The following is a 19204-nucleotide window of genomic DNA, read 5'->3' as shown; positions in this document are numbered from 1 at the left end:
CGTGTGTCCGGCCCCGATCACACACGGTAGCCGGGCGGACGGCCCGCGTCAGCTCCCGCCCACCAAGTCCCGCAGCGCGATGTTGAGTTCGAGCACGTCGACCCGGGGCTCCCCGATGAAGCCGAGCGTACGGCCCTCGGTGTGGGCCTCGACCAGTTCCCGCACCTGCCGCACGGACAGGCCGTTGCGCTCGGCGACCCGGTGGACCTGGAGTGCGGCGTACTCCGGTGAGATGTCCGGGTCCAGTCCGGAACCGGAGGACGTCACCGCGTCCGCGGGCACCTGGGACGGCTTCACCCGGTACCCGGCGGTCGAGTTGTCCTTGACCACGGCCGCCTTGGCCTCCTTCACCCACTGGAGGAGCTCCGGGTTGTCGCCGGACCGGTTGGTAGCGCCGGACAGGATGAGGCGGTACTGCGTGTTGACGCTGTTGCTGCCGAGGCCGTTCTGCGGGCGGCCCTGGAACCACTTGAGGTCGGGTGCCGGGGTCTCCTGGCCGTTCTTCAGCGGCAGGTCGTACGCCTGGCCGATCAGCGAGGAGCCGACGACCTTGCCGTCCGCCCTGATCTCGGAGCCGTTCGCCTTGCCGGGGAACAGTCCCTGCGCGATGCCGGTGACGGCCAGCGGATAGAGGACGCCGGTGACCAGGGTGAGGACGAGGAGCGCGCGCAGGCCCGCCCCGAGCAGACGGGCCGTGTTCGATACGGAGTGGTTCATGGCCTTCAGCCGATTCCGGGGATGAGGGAGAGGAGCAGGTCGATGAGCTTGATGCCGGCGAACGGCGCGATGAGGCCGCCCAGTCCGTAGACGGTGAGGTTCCGCCGCAGCAGACGGTCCGCGCTGACCGGCCGGTAGCGCACGCCCTTCAGCGCCAGCGGCACCAGCGCGACGATGATCAGCGCGTTGAAGACGACCGCCGACAGGATCGCGGAGTGCGGGGAGGACAGGCCCATGATGTTGAGCTTGTCCAGGCCCGGGTAGACCGCCGCGAACAGCGCCGGGATGATCGCGAAGTACTTCGCGACGTCATTGGCGATGGAGAACGTGGTCAGCGCTCCCCGCGTGATGAGCAGCTGCTTGCCGATCTCGACGATCTCGATCAGTTTGGTCGGGTCGGAGTCGAGGTCGACCATGTTGCCGGCCTCTTTGGCGGCCGACGTACCGGTGTTCATGGCCACGCCGACGTCCGCCTGGGCGAGCGCGGGCGCGTCGTTGGTGCCGTCACCGGTCATCGCGACGAGCTTGCCGCCCGCCTGTTCCCGCTTGATGAGCGCCATCTTGTCCTCGGGGGTGGCCTCGGCGAGGAAGTCGTCGACGCCCGCCTCCTCGGCGATCGCCTTGGCGGTCAGCGGGTTGTCGCCGGTGATCATGACGGTCCTGATGCCCATGCGGCGCAGTTCCGCGAAGCGTTCGCGCAGACCGTCCTTGACGACGTCCTTGAGGTGGACGGCGCCGAGCACCCGCGCTCCGGCCGCGTCCTCGACGGCGACCAGCAGCGGCGTGCCGCCGGCCTCGGCGATCCGGTCGGCCAGCTCCCACGCCGCGCCCGGCACGTCACCGCCGCGCTCCGCGACCCAGGCGACGACAGCCGCGGCGGCTCCCTTGCGGATCCTGCGCCCGGGGACGTCCACCCCGGACATGCGGGTCTGCGCGGTGAACGCGACCCACTCGGCTCCCGTCAACTCCCGCTCGCGCAGCCCGTACTGCTCCTTGGCGAGCACGACGACCGAACGGCCCTCGGGCGTCTCGTCGGCCAGCGAGGACAGCTGGGCCGCGTCGGCCACCTCCGCGGCCGTCACCCCGCCGACCGGCACGAACTCGGCCGCCCTGCGGTTGCCCAGCGTGATGGTGCCGGTCTTGTCGAGCAGCAGTGTCGATATGTCGCCGGCGGCCTCGACGGCCCGCCCGGACAGGGCGAGCACATTGCGCTGCACGAGCCGGTCCATGCCCGCGATGCCGATGGCGGAGAGCAGCGCGCCGATCGTGGTCGGGATCAGGCAGACCAGCAGGGCCACCAGCACGACCATCGGCAGCTGCGCGCCCGCGTAGCCGGCCAGCGGGGGCAGCGTGGCGCAGGCGAGCAGGAAGACGATGGTGAGCGAGGCCAGCAGGATGGTCAGCGCGATCTCGTTCGGTGTCTTCTGCCGGGCGGCGCCCTCGACCAGACCGATCATCCGGTCGATGAACGTCTCGCCGGGCCGGGTCGTGATCCGGACGACGATCCGGTCGGAGAGGACCTTCGTCCCGCCGGTGACGGCGCAACGGTCGCCGCCGGACTCCCGGATGACCGGGGCCGACTCACCGGTGATCGCGGACTCGTCGACGGACGCGACGCCCTCGACGACGTCCCCGTCGCCGGGGATGACGTCACCGGCCTCGCACACCACGAGGTCGCCGACGCGCAGTTCGGTGCCGGGGACGACCGTCCCGTCGGCCCGGCGCGCCACCGTGTCCGTCCTGGCCCGGCGCAGGGTGTCGGCCTGCGCCTTGCCACGGCCCTTGGCGACGGCCTCGGCCAGATTGGCGAAGATCACCGTCAGCCACAGCCAGGCGCTGATGGTCCACCCGAACCAGTCTCCGGGGTCGGCGAGGGCGAACGCCGTGGTCAGCACCGAACCGACCCACACCACGAACATCACGGGCGACTTGACCATGACGCGTGGATCGAGCTTGCGGAAGGCGTCCGGCAACGACCTGAGGAGCTGCTTCGGGTCGAACAGGCCCGCGCCGACGCGTCCTTGGGGTGGCTTGGGCCCGGCCGGCGCGTCCTGGCGGGGCGCGAGAAGGGAAGGAGACATGGTGCTCTGTTTCTGTGGATCGATGCTCATGACGCCAGCCCCTCGGCGAGCGGTCCGAGCGCGAGGGCCGGGAAGTAGGTCAGGCCGGTGACGACGACGATCGTGCCGACGAGCAGACCGGCGTACAGGGGCTTGTCGGTGCGCAGGGTGCCCGAGGTGACGGGGACGGGCCGCTGTCCGGCGAGCGAGCCGGCCAGGGCCAGGACGAACATCATCGGCAGGAAACGGCCGAACAGCATGCACAGTCCGAGCGTGGTGTTGAACCACGGTGTGTCCGCGTTCAGCCCGGCGAAGGCCGAGCCGTTGTTGTTGGCGGCGGACGTGTAGGCGTACAGGATCTCGGAGAAGCCGTGCGCCCCGCTGTTGGTCATGGAGTGCGCCGGGGTCGGCAGCGCCATGGCGAGCGCCGTGAAGACGAGGACCAGCGCCGGGGTGACCAGGAGGTAGCAGGCGGCCGCCTTGATCTCCCGGGAGCCGATCTTCTTCCCCAGGTACTCGGGCGTACGGCCGACCATCAGACCGGCGAGGAACACCGCGATGATCGCCATGATGAGCATGCCGTAGAGACCGGAGCCCACACCGCCGGGCGCGATCTCGCCCAGCATCATGCCCAGCAGGGTGATGCCGCCGCCGAGGCCGGTGAACGAGGAGTGGAAGGAGTCGACGGCACCGGTCGAGGTCAGCGTGGTCGCCACGGCGAAGATCGACGAACCGCCGACGCCGAAGCGCACCTCCTTGCCCTCGTACGCCCCGCCCGCGAGGTCGAACGCCGGACCGTGGTGGCTGAACTCGGTCCACATCATCAGGGCGGTGAAGCCCAGCCAGAGGGCGGCCATCGTGCCGAGGATCGCGTACCCCTGCCGCACCGAGCCGACCATGACGCCGAAGGTCCGGGTCAGCGCGAACGGGATGAGGAGGATCAGGAAGATCTCGAAGAGGTTCGAGAAGGGCGTCGGGTTCTCGAAGGGGTGCGCGGAGTTGGCGTTGAAGTAACCGCCGCCGTTGGTGCCGAGCTCCTTGATGGCCTCCTGCGAGGCCACCGCGCCGCCGTTCCACTGCCGGGTGCCGCCCAGGAACTGGCCGACCTCGTGGATGCCGGAGAAGTTCTGGAGCACCCCGCAGGCGACGAGCACGAGCGCGGCGACGGCGGCGAGCGGCAGGAGGACGCGGACGACACCGCGCACCAGGTCGGCCCAGAAGTTGCCGAGTTCACCGGTGCGCGAGCGCGCGAACCCGCGCACCAGCGCCACGGCGACGGCCATGCCGACGGCGGCGGAGACGAAGTTCTGCACGGCCAGCCCGGCGGTCTGCACGACATGGCCCATGGCCTGCTCGCCGTAGTACGACTGCCAGTTGGTGTTGGTCACGAAGGAGACGGCGGTGTTGAACGCCTGGTCCGGGTCGATGGAGGCGAACCCGAGCGACCCGGGCAGCACGCCCTGCAGCCGCTGGAGCAGGTACAGGAAGAGGACGCCGACGGCGGAGAAGGCGAGGACGCCGCGCAGATACGCGGTCCAGCGCATCTGCCGGTCGGGGTCGGCACCGATGCACCGGTAGATCCACTTCTCGGCACGCCAGTGCCGGTCCGCGGAGTAGACCCGGGCCATGTAGGTGCCGAGCGGTTTGTGGGCGAGCGCCAGGGCTGCGGTGAGGGCCAGCAGTTGGAGGACGCCGGCGAGGACGGGACCCATCTGTTTCTCAGAACCTCTCCGGGAAGATCAGGGCGAGGACGAGATAGCCCAGCAGGGCGACGGCCACGACCAGGCCGGCGATGTTCTCGGCGGTCACAGCTTCGTCACCCCCTTGGCGACGAGGGCCACCAGGGCGAAGCACGCGATGGTGGTGACGACGAAGGCCAGATCGGCCATCGTGGACTCCTGGGTGAAGGTCGTTCGGACGGGGACGCTTCGAGGAAACGCCCTCCATGGCCGGAAACGACCGCCGTTGACGGCTCCCATACGGCCCACGTCACCGCCTTGACGCAACCCATACGGCGCGCGACCCAGGTGGCACGCGAAAGGGCTCCGCCCCCGGCCGGTACGGCCAGGGGCGGAGCCCTTCGGGTCAGCGGACGGTCAGCCCTCGTACGCGTCCATGGGCGGGCAGGAGCACACCAGGTTCCGGTCGCCGAAGGCCTGGTCGATGCGGCGCACCGGCGGCCAGTACTTGTCGGCGACGGACACCCCGGCCGGGAACACGGCCTCCTCGCGGCTGTACGCGTGCTCCCACGCGCCGCTGAGCGCACCGGCGGTGTGCGGGGCGTTGCGCAGCGGGTTGTCCTCGGCGGGCCACTCGCCGGAGCCGACCTTCTCGATCTCGGCGCGGATGGCGATCATCGCGTCGCAGAACCGGTCGAGCTCGGTCAGGTCCTCGGACTCGGTCGGCTCGATCATCAGCGTGCCGGCCACCGGGAAGGACATCGTCGGCGCGTGGAAGCCGTAGTCGATGAGGCGCTTGGCCACGTCGTCCACGCTGACGCCGGTCGCCTTGGTGAGCGGCCGCAGGTCGATGATGCACTCGTGCGCGACCAGGCCGCCCGGACCGGTGTAGAGCACCGGGTAGTGCGGCTCGAGCCGCTTGGCGATGTAGTTGGCGCTGAGCACCGCCACCTGCGTGGCCCGCTTCAGGCCCTCGCCGCCCATGAGGCGGACGTACGCCCAGGAGATGGGCAGGATGCCCGCCGAGCCCCAGGGCGCCGCCGAGATCGGGCCGACGCCCGTCTCCGGACCGGCCGCGGGCTGCAGCGGGTGGTTCGGCAGGTACGGCGCCAGGTGGGCGCGCACACCGACCGGGCCGACGCCCGGGCCACCGCCGCCGTGCGGGATGCAGAAGGTCTTGTGCAGGTTCAGGTGCGAGACGTCGCCGCCGAAGTGGCCCGGCTTGGCGAGCCCGACGAGCGCGTTGAGGTTGGCGCCGTCGACGTAGACCTGGCCGCCGGCCTCGTGCACCTGCGCGCAGATGTCGGCGACGTGCTCCTCGAACACGCCGTGCGTGGACGGGTAGGTGATCATCAGCACGGCGAGCTCGTCACGGTGCTTCTCGATCTTCGCCCGCAGGTCCTCGACGTCGATCTCGCCGTCCTCGGCGGTCTTGACGACGACGACCTTCATCCCGGCCATCACGGCGCTGGCGGCGTTCGTGCCGTGCGCGGAGGACGGGATCAGACAGACGGTGCGCTGCTCGTCGCCGTTGGCCCGGTGGTAGCCGCGTACGGCGAGCAGACCGGCCAGCTCGCCCTGCGAACCGGCGTTCGGCTGGAGCGAGACCTTGTCGTAGCCGGTGACCTCGGCGAGACGCTCCTCCAGCTCACGGATGAGCGTGAGGTAGCCCTCCGCCTGCTCGGCGGGCGCGAACGGGTGCAGCTGGCCGAACTCGGGCCAGGTGACCGGCTCCATCTCGGTGGTCGCATTGAGCTTCATCGTGCAGGAGCCCAGCGGGATCATGCCGCGGTCCAGCGCGTAGTCACGGTCGGCGAGCCGGCGCAGGTAGCGCAGCATCGCGGTCTCGGAGCGGTGCTGCTGGAAGACGGGGTGCGTCAGGTACTCGTCGCCGCGCAGCAGCGCGCCGGGCAGCGCCTCCCCGGCCGAGGCGTCCAGCGCGTCGATCCGGCCGTCGACGCCGAACGCCTTCCACACGGCGGAGACCTGGGCGCGGGTGGTCGTCTCGTCGCAGGCGACCGACACATGGTCGGCGTCGACGAGGCGCAGATTCACCCCGTGGTCCCGGGCGACGGCGACGACGTCGGCGGCCTTGCCGGGCACGCGGGCGGTCACCGTGTCGAAGAACGAGCCGTGCACGACCTCGACCCCGCCGGCCGACAGGCCCGCGGCCAGGATCGTGGCGTAGCGGTGGGTGCGGGCGGCGATGCCCTTCAGGCCGTCCGGCCCGTGGTAGACGGCGTACATGCCGGCCATCACGGCGAGCAGCACCTGGGCGGTACAGATGTTGCTGGTGGCCTTCTCACGGCGGATGTGCTGCTCACGGGTCTGCAGCGCCAGGCGGTACGCCTTGTTGCCGTCGGCGTCGACGGACACACCGACGAGGCGGCCGGGCAGGCTGCGCGCGAACTTCTCGCGGACCGCCATGTAACCGGCGTGCGGCCCGCCGAAGCCCATCGGAACACCGAACCGCTGCGTGGTGCCGACCGCGATGTCCGCACCCAGCTCGCCGGGCGACTTCAGCAGCGTGAGCGCCAGCAGATCGGCGGCGACGGTCACCAGGGCACCGAGCTCATGGGCCTGCTCGATGACGGGCGTGAGGTCCCGTACGGCACCGGAGGCACCCGGGTACTGCAGGAGCACACCGTTGATCTCGCGCTCGGCGATCTCGGCGGGGATGCCCTCGCTGAGGTCGGCGACCACGACCTCCACGCCGGTGGGCTCGGCGCGGGTCTGGATCACGGCGATGGTCTGCGGAAGGGCGTCCGCGTCGACCAGGAAGAGGCCCTTCTTGTTCTTGCCCATGCGCAGCGACAGGGCCATGGCCTCGGCGGCCGCGGTGCCCTCGTCGAGCAGGGAGGCGCCGGAGGTCGGCAGCCCGGTGAGGTCGGCAACCACCGTCTGGAAGTTCAGCAGGGCCTCGAGCCGGCCCTGGGAGATCTCCGGCTGGTACGGCGTGTACGCCGTGTACCAGGCCGGGTTCTCCATGACGTTGCGCAGGATGACCGGCGGGGTGAACGTCCCGTAGTAGCCGAGCCCGACCATCGAGTCCAAGACCTGGTTCCGGTCGGCGAGCGAGCGCAGCTCAGCCAGCACCTCGGCCTCGGTGCGGGCACCGGGCAGGTCGAGGGCGTCGGCGTTCTTGATCACGTCCGGGACCGCGGCGGCGGTCAGCTCGTCGAGCGAGCCGTACCCGACATGGGCGAGCATCTTGGCCCGCGCCTCGGAATCGGGACCGATGTGACGCTGCTCGAAGGGAATCCCTTGCTCGAGCTCGGAGAGCGGAATGCGATGGGCGGTCATTGCGGAGGCCTCCATGGTCTGACGCGACCTTCGAGGGGCACCACGGCGCGGGTGCCCGGACGGCCTCCCCCTCTGTCATCTCAACCTGAGAGCTTCACCGGGGCGCCCTGAGGGCCCCGGCTTTCACCGTCGGTGAGAGCGGGAGCCGTCGACACCCGCCCTGCTTTCCAGAGTGACCTCGTCCGTGCGGTACGTGTGCCTGAGAGATTCCGGGGAGGATTTGCTCCTTCGGCGCCTCCGGCGATCTCCGGAGGACTCTCCCGCACGGGGTCAGCAGCCGCTGCCAAGCCTACCAGCGGGGGCACCGCACGGACCTTCGAGTGGCCGCCGTCACGGATCTGCCTTTTCGTAGTGCTTACGGATGACTTGCGACCAAGTGGAGGGACCGTGCAGACCGACATCGATCCGCGCAACCTGATCGGCCGCAAGGCCTTCGACCGCAACGGCACCAAGATCGGCACCATCGACGAGGTGTACCTGGACGACGCGACCGGCGTACCGGAGTGGGCCGCGATACGCACCGGCCTCTTCTCCCGCGACGCCTTCGTCCCCCTGGAGCCCAGCGAACTGGTGGAGGGCGCCCTGCACGTCCCCTTCGAGCGGGCCCTGATCAAGGACGCCCCCGACTTCGGCGTGGGCCGCCACCTCTCCCCCGAGCAGGAACTCCAGCTCTACCACCACTACGGCCTCGACGTGGCCCCGCCGGGCCCCCCACCCCCCGACATCGACTTCGGCACCCTGGCCCCCTCGAACCCTCCAAACTCCCCCCGAACCCCCCACCCCCACACCTGACCCCCACCCTGCCGCTGCGGCGCGCGCCCCACGCAGCTGCGGGCAGTCGTGCCGCCAGGGCGGCACGGGTGGGCGCAGCGGCACCCGCCCTGCGCGACCCAGCACCCAGCGCCGCCCCAGCAGCAACGCCGGCGACCCCCGGCCCGCGCAGCGGCTGAGCGCAGCGGCACCCGTAGGCACAGCCCAGCCCCACGCCCTACCAGCAACGCCGGCGACCCCGGCCCACGCAGCTGCGGGCAGTCGTGCCGCTGGGGCGGCACGGGTGGGCGCAGCGGCACCCGCGGCGCGGCCCAGCACCCCGCGCCGCCCACTACCCCGGCGCCACAGGCGTCTCCGCCGCGACCAACGGCAACGGCTCCGCCACCTCCAACGCCGGGTCATCGACCCGAAACGTCCGCACCCGCCCCGGCCCCGACTCCGGCGTCTCGAACCGCACCGTCACCCGCCCGACCCCGCTCCCCTGCACCCACCCGTGCCCGTACTCGGCATGCCGCACATCGTGCCCCGCATGCCACCGCCGCTCAGTCGGCTGCGGCTGCGCCTGCGCCTCGCCCACCGCATCACCGTCCCGATCCCCCTCCACAGCGGCCCCAGAAGTACCGAGAGCCTCCTCAGCCACAGCACCACCCCCGCCGAGGTCGTCCGCCTCCGCGGCCACCTCCCCAGCCGCCTGAGCGAACAAGTCCTCCTGCGTGAAGTCGGCGAGCCCGCTCACCCCGACCCCCAGCAACCGCACACCCCCGGTCGTATCCACCCCCTCCAGCAACCGCGCCGCGGCCTCCCGCACCACCGCCGGATCATCCGTGGGCCCCCGCAACGTCTCGGACCGCGTCAGCGTCGAGAAGTCGTACCGCCGCACCTTCAGCACGATGGTCCGCCCCGAAAGTCCGGCCCCCCGCAACCGCCGCACACACCGGTCGGCGAGCCGCTGCACCTCCAGCCCCACCCGCAGCCGGTCGTGGATGTCCACGTCGTACGTGTCCTCGACCGAGACGGACTTCGCCTCCCGCTCCGCCACCACGGGCCGCTCGTCGTGCGCGAGCGCCATCGCGTACAGGGCGTGCCCGTGCGCCTTCCCCAGCAGCCGCACCAGCTCGTCCTCACCCGCCTCGGCGATCTCCTCGACGGTGTGGATCCCGGCCCGCCGCAGATGGTCCCCGGTGGCCGGCCCCACCCCCGGAAGGACCCGTACGGACATCGGCCCGAGGAGCCCTCGCTCGGTCCCAGGCTCGATCAGCACCAGCCCGTCCGGCTTGGCCTCCTCCGAGGCGATCTTCGCGACCATCTTCGACGCGGCCAGCCCCACCGACCCGGCAAGCCCGGTGGCCGCCCGTATGTCGGAGCGCAGCTTCACCCCCACCAGCCGGGCGGACTCCGCGTCCCAGGCCACTCCCCCGGCCTCCAGGTCGACGAACGCCTCGTCCAGGCTCAACGGCTCCACCAGCGGCGACAGCTCCCGCAGCAGCCCCATCACCCGCTCGCTGACATCCCGGTAGATCCGGAAGCGAGGCACGAGATACGCGGCGTTGGGCGCGAGCCGCCGCGCCTGCGCCATCGGCATGGCGGAGTGCACCCCGAAGATCCGGGCCTCGTACGAGGCCGTGGCGACCACCCCGCGAGGCCCCAGCCCGCCCACGATCACGGCCTTCCCGCGCAGGCTCGGCTTGGACGCCTGTTCCACCGACGCGTAGAAGGCATCCATGTCGAGGTGCAGGATGGTGGGCGCGTTTCTCACAGTTCCGATGCTGCCCTACGGCACTGACAACGTCCGCGTTCCGAGGCCGCGTCCTCAGACCGCGCGATTGCGCCGCCGCGCCAGCTCGTCGGCCGGGTTGTGCCCGACCAGCGTCTCCCCGGTGTCGATCCGCTCCCCGTGCAGCTGCGACAAGGCGCTTTCGACGTCCCGCCACACCACGCCCACGGCGATCCCGAAGATCCCCTGGCCGCCCTGGAGCAGCGCGTGGACCTCGTCCGGCGAGGTGCACTCGTACACGGTCGCGCCGTCGCTCATCAGCGTCAGCCGCTCGAGGTCGTGGAAGCCCTGCTCCCGCAGATGCTGGACGGCGGTCCGGATGTTCTGCAGGGACACACCCGTGTCGAGGAAACGCTTCACGATCTTGAGGACGACGACGTCCCGGAAGCTGTACAGGCGCTGCGTCCCCGACCCGTACGCGGGCCGCACACTCGGCTCGACGAGACCGGTGCGGGCCCAGTAGTCCAGTTGCCGATACGTGATCCCGGCGGCCGCGCAGGCCGTCGGACCCCGGTACCCGATCTCCTCGGATGCCATGGACGCCGCCCCTCCGCCGCTGCTCGGCACGGCCGTCGGTCGCTGCGCGTGATCGGCCGCACCGCCCTGGACAGCGCTGCCGTGAAGCGGGTACGGGCCGCTCGCCCCGAGGCCGCGCTCGGGTGCACCCCCAGCCGTACCGCCGCCGCTGCTTCTCACGCCGACCTCCGTCCTTGACCTGCCTTCTCGACGGTAGGCAGTCACCGGGGGTGCGTCAACGATCGCCACACTCGGCACGCCGAGTGATAATCACCCTACGAGTGGTTTCCCGTGCCTTGCCGCGGGGAAAGGCTAGCCGAATGTGCCCGAATCGGGCTCCATGACGCCTTCCCTCGCCCGTGGCACATGCCCGGCCCATGGGCCGTGACGGGCCGCGGGCCGCACCGCTCCGACCAGGTCGGGCGGGCCGCCCACGCCGTCTCACTGACTGCTGGTGCCGAAGTCCTCCGGCGAGATCTGGTCGAGGAACTCGCGGAACTTCTCCACCTCGTCCTCCTGCTCGTCCGGGATCGCGATACCCGCGTCGTCGAGCACGCCGTCACTGCCGTAGATCGGCGTTCCGGTGCGCAGGGCCAGCGCTATGGCATCGGACGGACGGGCGCTCACCTCGACACCGCTGGCGAACACCAGCTCGGCGTAGAACACGCCTTCCCGCAGATCGGTGATGCGCACTTCGGTGAGCTCCTGGCCGACGGCCTCGAGCACGTCCTTGAACAGGTCGTGGGTCAGCGGTCGTGCGGGGGCCATTCCCTGCTGGGCGAAGGCGATCGCCGTCGCCTCCCCGGGCCCGATCCAGATGGGGAGGTAGCGATCGCCTCCCACTTCGCGCAGGAGCACGATCGGTTGGTTGGAGGGCATTTCGACCCGGACACCTACGACATCGAGCTCGTTCACACAGCAACCCTAGGCCGTGCTCGGGACGTTTGGGTAGTCGGGCCGGGATCGGGTGGCCGATCCGGCCGATCCGTGCATGCCCCGCTCAGGGCAGCCGCACCCCGAGCGCCGTCTGCATCAGCGCGGCGTGCAGCCGGACGGTGAGCCCCGCCAGCTCCTTGGCCCTGGCCTCGGCGTGAGCCCTGGTCTGCGGGTTGCGATGCCGCTTCAGCGGCGCCACGACCTGCTCCACGAGGCCGGCCTCCCGGTCCGCTGCGGCCTTCATCACCCGCAGATGCCGCGGCTCGATGCCGAAGCGCCCCAGCTCCGCCACGAGCGTGGCCACGGTCACCGCCTCCGCGTCGTAGGCGCCGTCGGGCAGCGGGGTGATCAGCCCGTACGACTCCCACTCGGAGAGTTCCCGCTCCTCGATACCGGCCGCGGCGAGCAGCTGCGCCCGCCCGACACGGGCCGCGGTGGGCTCCTCGACCGGTTCCAGGATGCCGTCGCCGTCCCGCTGCCGGCACAGGGCGGGCAGGGCCGCGGCCTCGCCGCGCTCCATGGCGTCCAGGTGCTCGCGGATCACCTTCAGGGGTAGATAGTGGTCGCGCTGCATCCGCAGGACATGGCGCAGCCGCTCGACGTCCTGCGGGCCGAACTTGCGATAACCCGACGGTGTGCGCCGCGGCTCGACCAGCCCTTCCGACTCGAGGAAACGGATCTTGGAGATCGTGACGTCAGGGAACTCCTCGCGCAGCACGGTCAGCACCGTGCCGATGCTCATCGGCCGACCGTCCGTCGCGGCGGCGCCGTGCCCGGCACCGCCGCCCGGTGTTTTCAGCATGGACCTTCCCTGGGTCTCCCCGGACGGGTCCGGGGGAGGTCAGTAGCCTTGCTGGCTCGCGTAGAAGACCAGCCGGTACTTGCCGATCTGCACCTCGTCGCCGTTGTTCAGAGCGACCTGGTCGATCCGCTCGCGGTTGACGTAGGTGCCGTTGAGGCTGCCGACGTCGGCCACCGTGAACGAGCCGTCCTGGGCGCGGCGGAACTCCACGTGCCGACGCGAGACCGTCACGTCGTCCAGGAAGATGTCGCTCTGCGGGTGCCGCCCGGCGGTGGTCAGATCGCCGTCCAGCAAGAAGCGGCTGCCCGAGTTCGGTCCACGGCGCACGACCAGGAGCGCGGAGCCCACCGGCAGCGCGTCGACGGCGGCCTGGGCCTCCGGGGAGAGCGCGGGGATCTGCGTCTGTCCCGTGGTCTCGGCGTCGTAGGCCTCGATGCCCGAGATGGAGATCGTCGACGTCGTCTCGGACGGACGCTCGGGCGCCGCGCCGGCACGCAGCGGCGCGCCGCAGTTGGAGCAGAAGCGGCTGTTCTCCGCGTTGCGGTTACCGCACCTCGTACACACCAGGGCCGACATCGGGGAAAACCCTCCACCCGTACTTGAGGTTGACGGTTGCCCGAAACCTATGTCGCCGGACTGGCCAGGGTCAACCGACGGCGCGCCCTGACCTCCGGAAATGTCACCGCCCGGTCCAGGGACCTGGTCCCTGAACAGGGGGCGCTGCCCATCCTCGTCCCCTTGTGCGCGGTGACGAGTGGTCGCGTTCTCGTCTCGCGCACTCTTGCCGAACAGCTTCCCAAACAACTTCACGGGCGATTCCCCTTGACCGAAACAGACCCGCCCGTGGGGCAGGACGAACCCTGACTGAACCTATTGGCCGACCCGGACATCTTCACAACGTCCGCCTCCGCCAGACAGTTTCCACCACGCACCACCCAATCGGTGCGCCGACCCCCCGCAAGCTCATGCCCTTGCCGGATGTCCCCCATGCACCGCCGGTTCACCGGGAGGACGACCGAGCGTAGTCAGGCCGCTTCGCCGCTCGCAAGGCGTCCACAACGATCTTGTCAGACCGCTCGATGGTCACGATGGCCTGCTCCTTCTCCAGTGTCTGGACCACGCCTCCAGGGATGTTGAGCGCCGGCTCCAGATCCTGCGGCTTGCCGATGACCTTGAAACGATACGGGGCGTTGATCTTGTTCCCGTCGACGCTCACGGCGTTGCCCGCGTCGGACAGATAGGTGCCGGCGACGATGCGGACACCGTTCACCTGCATCGCCTCCGCCCCGGCCGCGCGCAGCTCCTGGATCGCGTCGAGCAGCATGTCCGCCTCGACCGTCCCCTTCGTGTCGTCGATGGTGATCCTGATGCCGGGTCCCTCGGCGGCCACGGTGCCCGCCAGAATGCCGAGTTGCCTCTCCTTCTCGACCGTCTGTCTGCGGGCCTCCTCGGCCTGGTCGGAACTGTTCTCCAGTTCGTCGCGCTGCTTCTCGAGACCCTGCTTCTCGTCCTCAAGACGCTGAGTTCGGTCGTCGAGTTCATCGAGGATGCGGACAAGATCTTCCTGACGTGCTCCGCGCAGGGCGCTGTCGCCGTCGCTGTTCGACGCCACCTGCACGGCCAGACCGAAGCCGAGGCCGAACAGCAGCACCGCCACGATCAGTTGGGCCCGGCTCACGCGCGGCGGCCACAGGCCCTTCACCAGCCGCTGCCGGCCGGTCAGCTCCGCCGGGCGGTCACCGTCCCCCTCAGGGGCCTCAGGAGCCTCTTCGGGGGCGGTGTGCACCTCATCGGGCAACTCCTCGCGCAGCCGGTTCTCGCGGGTCGCGTCCTCGTTGCTCATCGGCCTCACGCCCGGAAGACGTGCCGGCGGATCGCCGCGGCGTTGGAGAAGATCCGGATGCCGAGCACCACGACGACACCGGTGGAGAGCTGCGCGCCCACACCCAACTTGTCGCCCAGGAACACGATCAGCGCGGCCACGACCACGTTCGACAGGAACGACACGACGAAGACCTTGTCGTCGAAGATGCCGTCGAGCATGGCCCGCAGACCGCCGAAGACGGCGTCGAGAGCCGCCACGACGGCGATCGGCAGATACGGCTCGACGACCGCCGGAACCTCGGGCCGGACCAACAGGCCGGCCACGACGCCCACGACGAGGCCCAGTACGGCGATCACGATGTGCCCTTCTCAGTTGTCTCGGTGTTCGGTTGTGCGGTACGGACGATCACACTCGGTGCCGCGGGCAGCCGGAGATCCTCCTGCGCGGAGATGTTGGTCCTGATCCCGAAGTTCTCCTGCAGGGCGTTCAGGTACAGGCCGTCGGCGCTGTCCTGGAAGGCGCGGCTCAGCCGCTCCCCGTCCCCCACCGCGAGCACCATGTACGGCGGCACCAGCGGCCTGTTGTCGACCAGTATCGCGTCGCCCGCGGCCCTGATCGCGGACAGGGCGGTCAGCCGCTGCCCGTTGATCGACACGGCCTCCGCGCCCGACTCCCACAGCCCGTTGACGACGCGCTGCATGTCGCGGTCGCGCACCCGCCCGGTGTCGGAGAAGCCGGACGAGCCGCGCGCGTCACCGCCGGCGGCGGAACCGGCCTCCTTGGCGTCGTCCACGACCAGCTTCACGCCCGGCCCGCGCACCTCGACGGCGCCGGACAGGACGCTGACGAGGTCGGCCTGCTCGCCGTGCCCGCCCGACTTCAGCGCCTCACGCTGCCGCGCGTTCACGTCGGCCCGCAGCTTGTCGACCGTCTCCTCGAGCTCGTCCGCCGCCTGCGTCTCCTTCTCGACGCGGTCGACGAGCTCCTCGCGCTCCTTGGCCACGACGGGCGCCGCCACGCGCGCCTGCGCCGCTCCCACGGTCACCACGAGCGCCGCCAGCACCAGCCCTACGGCGAGCCCCAGCTTGGCCCGCAGTGTCTTGGGAAGCCCTCCCTCACCGGCGGCCTGCTTCCGGGCGGCGGCCTCCGCGTAGCCGTCGTCGAGACTGTGGTCCATGACATTGGTGAGCAGCGACATGGACGCGTCCGGACGCGGCGGGCGCGTGGGTGTGCTCCGAACGGGGGGCTGCGGCATGCCGCACATCGTCGCACGTCGCCGCCGATACTCCGAATGGCCCCACCGCGTGTGCCGGACAGGCCCCTTTCAGGGGGGCCTGTCCGGCACATGTGTCTATGCGGGACTCAGCGTCCGGCGCTGTCCACCACCGCCGCCCACTCGTCGAGCAGCGCCTGGGCGGACGCGTCGTCCGGACCCTCGGCCCACAGATGGGTGACCGCCTCGGCCGGGTCGGGCAGCACCATCACCCAGCGGCCGTCCGTCTCCACGACGCGCACGCCGTCGGTCGTGTCGACAAAGCGATCCCCGGCCGCCTCGACGACGCGACGCATCACGAGGCCCTTGACCGCCCACGGGGTCGCGAGGTCCCGCTTGAGGACGTGCGCCCGCGGGATCCGCGCGTCGATCTGGCTGAGGGTGAGCTGGGTGCGAGCCACCAGCCCGATCAGCCGTACGAACGCGGCGGTGCCGTCGAAGACACTGCTGAACTCGGGGATGATGAACCCGCCCCGGCCGTCACCGCCGAAGATCGTCGCCTCGTCGGCGCCCACCCGGGTCAGGTCGTCGGGCGACGTCGTCGTCCACTCCACCTGTGTCCCGTGATAGGCCGCGACCTGCTCCGCGATCCTCGTGGTGGTCACCGGAAGCGCCACACGCCCGCTGCGCCGCTCCGCGGCCACCAGGTCGAGCATGACGAGCAGGGCCCGGTCGTCCTCGACGATCCGCCCCTTCTCGTCGACCAGCGACAGCCGCTCGCCGACGGGGTCGAACCGCACACCGAACGCGGCCCGCGCCGACGCCACGATCTCTCCCAGCCTCACCAGCCCCGACCGCCGCGTGTCGGCGGACTCGGTGGGCCTGGACTCGTCGAGACCGGGGTTGATCGTCAGGGAGTCCACGCCGAGCTTGCCCAGCAGGCTGGGCAGCACCAGGCCGGCGCTGCCGTTCGAGGCGTCCACGACGACCTTGAGCCCGGACTCGGCGATCCCCGTCGTGTCGACGTTACGCAGCAGCGACCCGGTGTACGAGTCGAAGACGCTGGCCGGGAAGTGCAGGTCGCCGATCTCACCGGGGAACGCACGCCGGTACTCCTGCCGTGCGAAGACCCGGTCCAGCTTGCGCTGACTGCCCTGCGACAGGTCGGCGCCCTGCCCGTCGAAGAACATGATGTCCACCGAGTCGGGCACGCCGGGCGTCGTACGGATCATGATGCCGCCGGCACTGCCCCGCGCGGTCTGCTGCCGCGCGACCGGCAGCGGCACGTTCTCCAGGTCCCGTACGTCGATGGCGCTGGCCTGCAGCGCGGAGATCACCGCCCGCTTCAGCGCACGCGCACCACGGGAGTGGTCACGCGCCGTCGTGACGGTGGCCCCTTTCTTCAGGGTCGTGGCATACGCGCCCGCCAGCCGTACGGCCAGCTCGGGCGTGATCTCGACGTTCAGGATGCCGGAGACACCGCGGGCGCCGAACAGATGCGCCTGGCCTCTGGACTCCCAGATCACCGAGTTGTTGACGAAGGCACCAGCCTCGATGGTCTTGAACGGGTAGACCCGCACATTGCCCTGAACGATCGATTCTTCACCGATCAGGCACTCGTCGCCGATGACCGCGCCGTCCTCGATCCGCGCGGCCCGCATGATGTCGGTGTTCTTGCCGACGACACAGCCGCGCAGATTGCTGTGCTGCCCGACGTACACGTTGTCGTGCACCACGGCCTTGTGCAGGAAGGCACCGCTCTTCACGACGACGTTGGAGCCGACGACCGTGTGCTCACGGATCTCGGCACCAGCCTCGACCTTGGCGTAGTCACCGATGTACGCCGGCCCGCGGAGAACGGCGTCGGGGTGCACCTCGGCACCCTCCGCCACCCATACACCGGGGGAGATCTCGAAGCCGTCGAGTTCGACGTCGACCTTGCCGTCCAGGACGTCCGCCTGAGCCTTCACATAGCTCTCGTGCGTACCGACGTCCTCCCAGTAGCCCTCGGCGACATAGCCGTAGATCGGCTTGCCCTCCTTCATCAGCTGAGGGAAGACGTCACCGGACCAGTCGACGGGCACATCGGCCTCGACATAGTCGAATACCTCGGGCTCCATGACATAGATACCGGTGTTCACGGTGTCCGAGAAGACCTGGCCCCAGGTCGGCTTCTCCAGGAAGCGCTCGACGCGGCCCTCCTCGTCGACGATCGTGATACCGAATTCCAACGGATTCGGTACACGCGTCAGACAGACGGTGACCATCGAGCCCTTTTCCTTGTGGAAGTTGATGAGCTCGGTGAGGTCGAAGTCCGTCAGGGCATCGCCGGAGATCACGAGGAAAGCATCGTCCTTCAGTGCTTCCTCTGCGTTCTTGACGCTTCCGGCGGTACCGAGTGGCTTCTCCTCATTGGCATACGTGAGCTCCATACCGAGCTCTTCGCCGTCACCGAAGTAGTTCTTGACGAGCGACGCCAAGAACTGGACGGTGACGACGGTCTCATTCAGCCCATGCCTTTTGAGCAGCCGCAGCACATGCTCCATGATCGGCCGGTTGGCCACCGGCAGGAGCGGCTTGGGCATGCTCGAGGTCATGGGGCGAAGGCGTGTGCCTTCACCCCCGGCCATCACGACGGCCTTCATGTCGGAAGCGTCCTCCTCCAGAGACGACGGTCTAGCCGACTTCACCCGTCCAGATTGTCCCGCACTTTTCCCGAGCGGGCCATCGAGCCGCTACGCCCTCTGCAATCGGCGAGTTCAATCGGCCATGGCGGCGTCCGCGCGAACGAGGCGGCGGACTTGTACCACGTAGAGGACTCCTGCCCACCAATAGAGCGTTGTACCCCATCCGGCGAACGCCCATCCGAAAATAGCAGCGAGTGACGAGATCCAACCACTACCGTCACTGAGCAGCAGCAACGGGAAGGCGTACATCAGGTTGAAGGTGGCCGCCTTCCCCAGGAAGTTCACCTGGGGCGGCGGATAGCCGTGCCGCCGGAGGATGCCGACCATGACCAGCAGAACCAGCTCGCGCGCCAGTAGTACCGCGGTCAACCACAGGGGGAGAATCTCGCGCCATGTGAGGCCGACCAAAGTCGAAAGAATGTAGAGCCGGTCGGCGGCCGGGTCGAGAAGCCGGCCGAGGCTGCTGATCTGGTTCCAGCGCCTGGCCAGCTTGCCGTCCAGGTAGTCACTGACACCGCTCAGGGCCAGCACCAGAAGCGCCCAGCCGTCACTCTTGGGCCCCCCGAACTCGGGCCGCAGAATCAGCCACAGGAACAGCGGCACACCAACGAGCCGCGCCATGCTGAGGATGTTGGGGATGGTGAGCACCCGGTCTGTCTGGACACGGGTCTCCTGGACCTCCACCCGGGGGCCTCCTGTGGTAAACGAACCAACGATGCTCCCCGACCCTACCTCAACGCAAAAAAGCTCTGGCTCTCGGGCAGTGATGCCCAAGAGCCAGAGCTCTAAAAGGAGTTCGGCGGTGTCCTACTCTCCCACAGGGTCCCCCCTGCAGTACCATCGGCGCTGTAAGGCTTAGCTTCCGGGTTCGGAATGTAACCGGGCGTTTCCCTCACGCTATGACCACCGAAACACTATGAA

General features: G+C 69.8%; 17 protein-coding genes, 1 rRNA gene and 1 riboswitch. Of the genes, 1 reads left to right on the top strand and 17 read right to left on the bottom strand.

From position 1 onward, the window contains the following. Positions 1-48: 48 nt before the first annotated feature. The 6 genes from KBY32_RS31665 to gcvP form a co-directional block, all read right to left on the bottom strand. Complete coding sequence (locus KBY32_RS31665) at positions 49-717, bottom strand: potassium-transporting ATPase subunit C (RefSeq protein WP_210982494.1); 669 nt, start codon at positions 715-717, stop codon at positions 49-51. Between the two features lie 5 nt (positions 718-722). Continuing rightward, positions 723-2798, bottom strand: a complete 2076-nt coding sequence (gene kdpB, locus KBY32_RS31660; RefSeq protein WP_374225007.1) for a potassium-transporting ATPase subunit KdpB — start codon at positions 2796-2798, stop codon at positions 723-725. 26 nt (positions 2799-2824) lie between these two features. Next, on the bottom strand, positions 2825-4489 hold the full coding sequence (gene kdpA / locus KBY32_RS31655; protein WP_210982492.1) for a potassium-transporting ATPase subunit KdpA: 1665 nt from the start codon (positions 4487-4489) through the stop codon (positions 2825-2827). Between the two features lie 7 nt (positions 4490-4496). Then, a complete protein-coding gene (gene kdpF / locus KBY32_RS31650; protein ID WP_037655415.1) occupies positions 4497-4586 on the bottom strand; it encodes a K(+)-transporting ATPase subunit F in 90 nt (29 codons plus the stop codon). After that, positions 4583-4756, bottom strand: coding sequence for a hypothetical protein (locus KBY32_RS31645; RefSeq protein ID WP_199835429.1), 174 nt, complete (start codon positions 4754-4756; stop codon positions 4583-4585). The genes kdpF and KBY32_RS31645 overlap by 4 nt, the downstream gene beginning before the upstream one ends. A 117-nt stretch (positions 4757-4873) precedes the next feature. Continuing rightward, positions 4874-7759: an aminomethyl-transferring glycine dehydrogenase gene (gene gcvP, locus KBY32_RS31640; RefSeq protein ID WP_210982554.1), complete on the bottom strand. Its 2886-nt coding sequence runs from the start codon at positions 7757-7759 to the stop codon at positions 4874-4876. Positions 7760-7936: 177 nt separating this feature from the next. Beyond that, positions 7937-8032: riboswitch (glycine riboswitch) on the bottom strand. Positions 8033-8146: 114 nt separating this feature from the next. Here gcvP and KBY32_RS31635 point away from each other — a divergent pair. Then, positions 8147-8551: a PRC-barrel domain-containing protein gene (locus KBY32_RS31635; protein WP_210982491.1), complete on the top strand. Its 405-nt coding sequence runs from the start codon at positions 8147-8149 to the stop codon at positions 8549-8551. A 310-nt stretch (positions 8552-8861) separates the two neighbouring features. Here the strand turns inward: KBY32_RS31635 and KBY32_RS31630 are convergent, their stop codons facing one another. From KBY32_RS31630 to rrf, 11 genes are all read right to left on the bottom strand, one after another. Continuing rightward, positions 8862-10286, bottom strand: coding sequence for a DNA polymerase IV (locus KBY32_RS31630; RefSeq protein WP_210982490.1), 1425 nt, complete (start codon positions 10284-10286; stop codon positions 8862-8864). 54 nt (positions 10287-10340) lie between these two features. Next, positions 10341-11000 (bottom strand): MerR family transcriptional regulator, encoded by a 660-nt coding sequence (locus KBY32_RS31625; RefSeq protein ID WP_108705893.1) that lies wholly within the window; start codon positions 10998-11000, stop codon positions 10341-10343. A gap of 261 nt (positions 11001-11261) precedes the next feature. Beyond that, complete coding sequence (locus tag KBY32_RS31620; protein ID WP_004002801.1) at positions 11262-11735, bottom strand: bifunctional nuclease family protein; 474 nt, start codon at positions 11733-11735, stop codon at positions 11262-11264. A gap of 85 nt (positions 11736-11820) precedes the next feature. After that, positions 11821-12558 (bottom strand): MerR family transcriptional regulator, encoded by a 738-nt coding sequence (locus KBY32_RS31615; RefSeq protein WP_210982489.1) that lies wholly within the window; start codon positions 12556-12558, stop codon positions 11821-11823. A gap of 39 nt (positions 12559-12597) precedes the next feature. Next, complete coding sequence (locus KBY32_RS35750) at positions 12598-13134, bottom strand: FHA domain-containing protein (RefSeq protein ID WP_055622460.1); 537 nt, start codon at positions 13132-13134, stop codon at positions 12598-12600. A gap of 424 nt (positions 13135-13558) precedes the next feature. Continuing rightward, positions 13559-14401, bottom strand: a complete 843-nt coding sequence (locus KBY32_RS31605) for a DUF881 domain-containing protein (protein ID WP_210982488.1) — start codon at positions 14399-14401, stop codon at positions 13559-13561. Positions 14402-14406: 5 nt separating this feature from the next. Continuing rightward, positions 14407-14739, bottom strand: coding sequence for a small basic family protein (locus KBY32_RS31600; RefSeq protein WP_003988855.1), 333 nt, complete (start codon positions 14737-14739; stop codon positions 14407-14409). Further along, positions 14736-15647: a DUF881 domain-containing protein gene (locus KBY32_RS31595; protein ID WP_210982487.1), complete on the bottom strand. Its 912-nt coding sequence runs from the start codon at positions 15645-15647 to the stop codon at positions 14736-14738. The genes KBY32_RS31600 and KBY32_RS31595 overlap by 4 nt, the downstream gene beginning before the upstream one ends. Positions 15648-15745: 98 nt before the next feature. After that, complete coding sequence (locus tag KBY32_RS31590) at positions 15746-18241, bottom strand: mannose-1-phosphate guanyltransferase (protein WP_055622463.1); 2496 nt, start codon at positions 18239-18241, stop codon at positions 15746-15748. Between the two features lie 114 nt (positions 18242-18355). Continuing rightward, positions 18356-18967 (bottom strand): CDP-alcohol phosphatidyltransferase family protein, encoded by a 612-nt coding sequence (locus KBY32_RS31585; protein ID WP_055622464.1) that lies wholly within the window; start codon positions 18965-18967, stop codon positions 18356-18358. Between the two features lie 110 nt (positions 18968-19077). Beyond that, positions 19078-19194, bottom strand: a 5S ribosomal RNA gene (rrf, locus tag KBY32_RS31580). Positions 19195-19204: the final 10 nt, after the last annotated feature.

Source organism: Streptomyces sp. RK62, from assembly GCF_018070255.1.
Taxonomy (GTDB): Bacteria; Actinomycetota; Actinomycetes; order Streptomycetales; family Streptomycetaceae; genus Streptomyces; species Streptomyces nigra.
This window is presented reverse-complemented; position numbering and strand designations above follow the sequence as displayed.

Coding starts and splice junctions, on each gene's coding strand:
- KBY32_RS31595 (WP_210982487.1), bottom strand. CDS start 15,647: ATGTGCGGCATGCCGCAGCCCCCCGTTCGGAGCACACCCACGCGCCCG.
- KBY32_RS31665 (WP_210982494.1), bottom strand. CDS start 717: ATGAACCACTCCGTATCGAACACGGCCCGTCTGCTCGGGGCGGGCCTG.
- KBY32_RS31605 (WP_210982488.1), bottom strand. CDS start 14,401: ATGAGCAACGAGGACGCGACCCGCGAGAACCGGCTGCGCGAGGAGTTG.
- kdpA (WP_210982492.1), bottom strand. CDS start 4,489: ATGGGTCCCGTCCTCGCCGGCGTCCTCCAACTGCTGGCCCTCACCGCA.
- KBY32_RS31645 (WP_199835429.1), bottom strand. CDS start 4,756: ATGGGAGCCGTCAACGGCGGTCGTTTCCGGCCATGGAGGGCGTTTCCT.
- KBY32_RS35750 (WP_055622460.1), bottom strand. CDS start 13,134: ATGTCGGCCCTGGTGTGTACGAGGTGCGGTAACCGCAACGCGGAGAAC.
- gcvP (WP_210982554.1), bottom strand. CDS start 7,759: ATGACCGCCCATCGCATTCCGCTCTCCGAGCTCGAGCAAGGGATTCCC.
- kdpB (WP_374225007.1), bottom strand. CDS start 2,798: ATGTCTCCTTCCCTTCTCGCGCCCCGCCAGGACGCGCCGGCCGGGCCC.
- KBY32_RS31590 (WP_055622463.1), bottom strand. CDS start 18,241: ATGAAGGCCGTCGTGATGGCCGGGGGTGAAGGCACACGCCTTCGCCCC.
- KBY32_RS31615 (WP_210982489.1), bottom strand. CDS start 12,558: ATGCTGAAAACACCGGGCGGCGGTGCCGGGCACGGCGCCGCCGCGACG.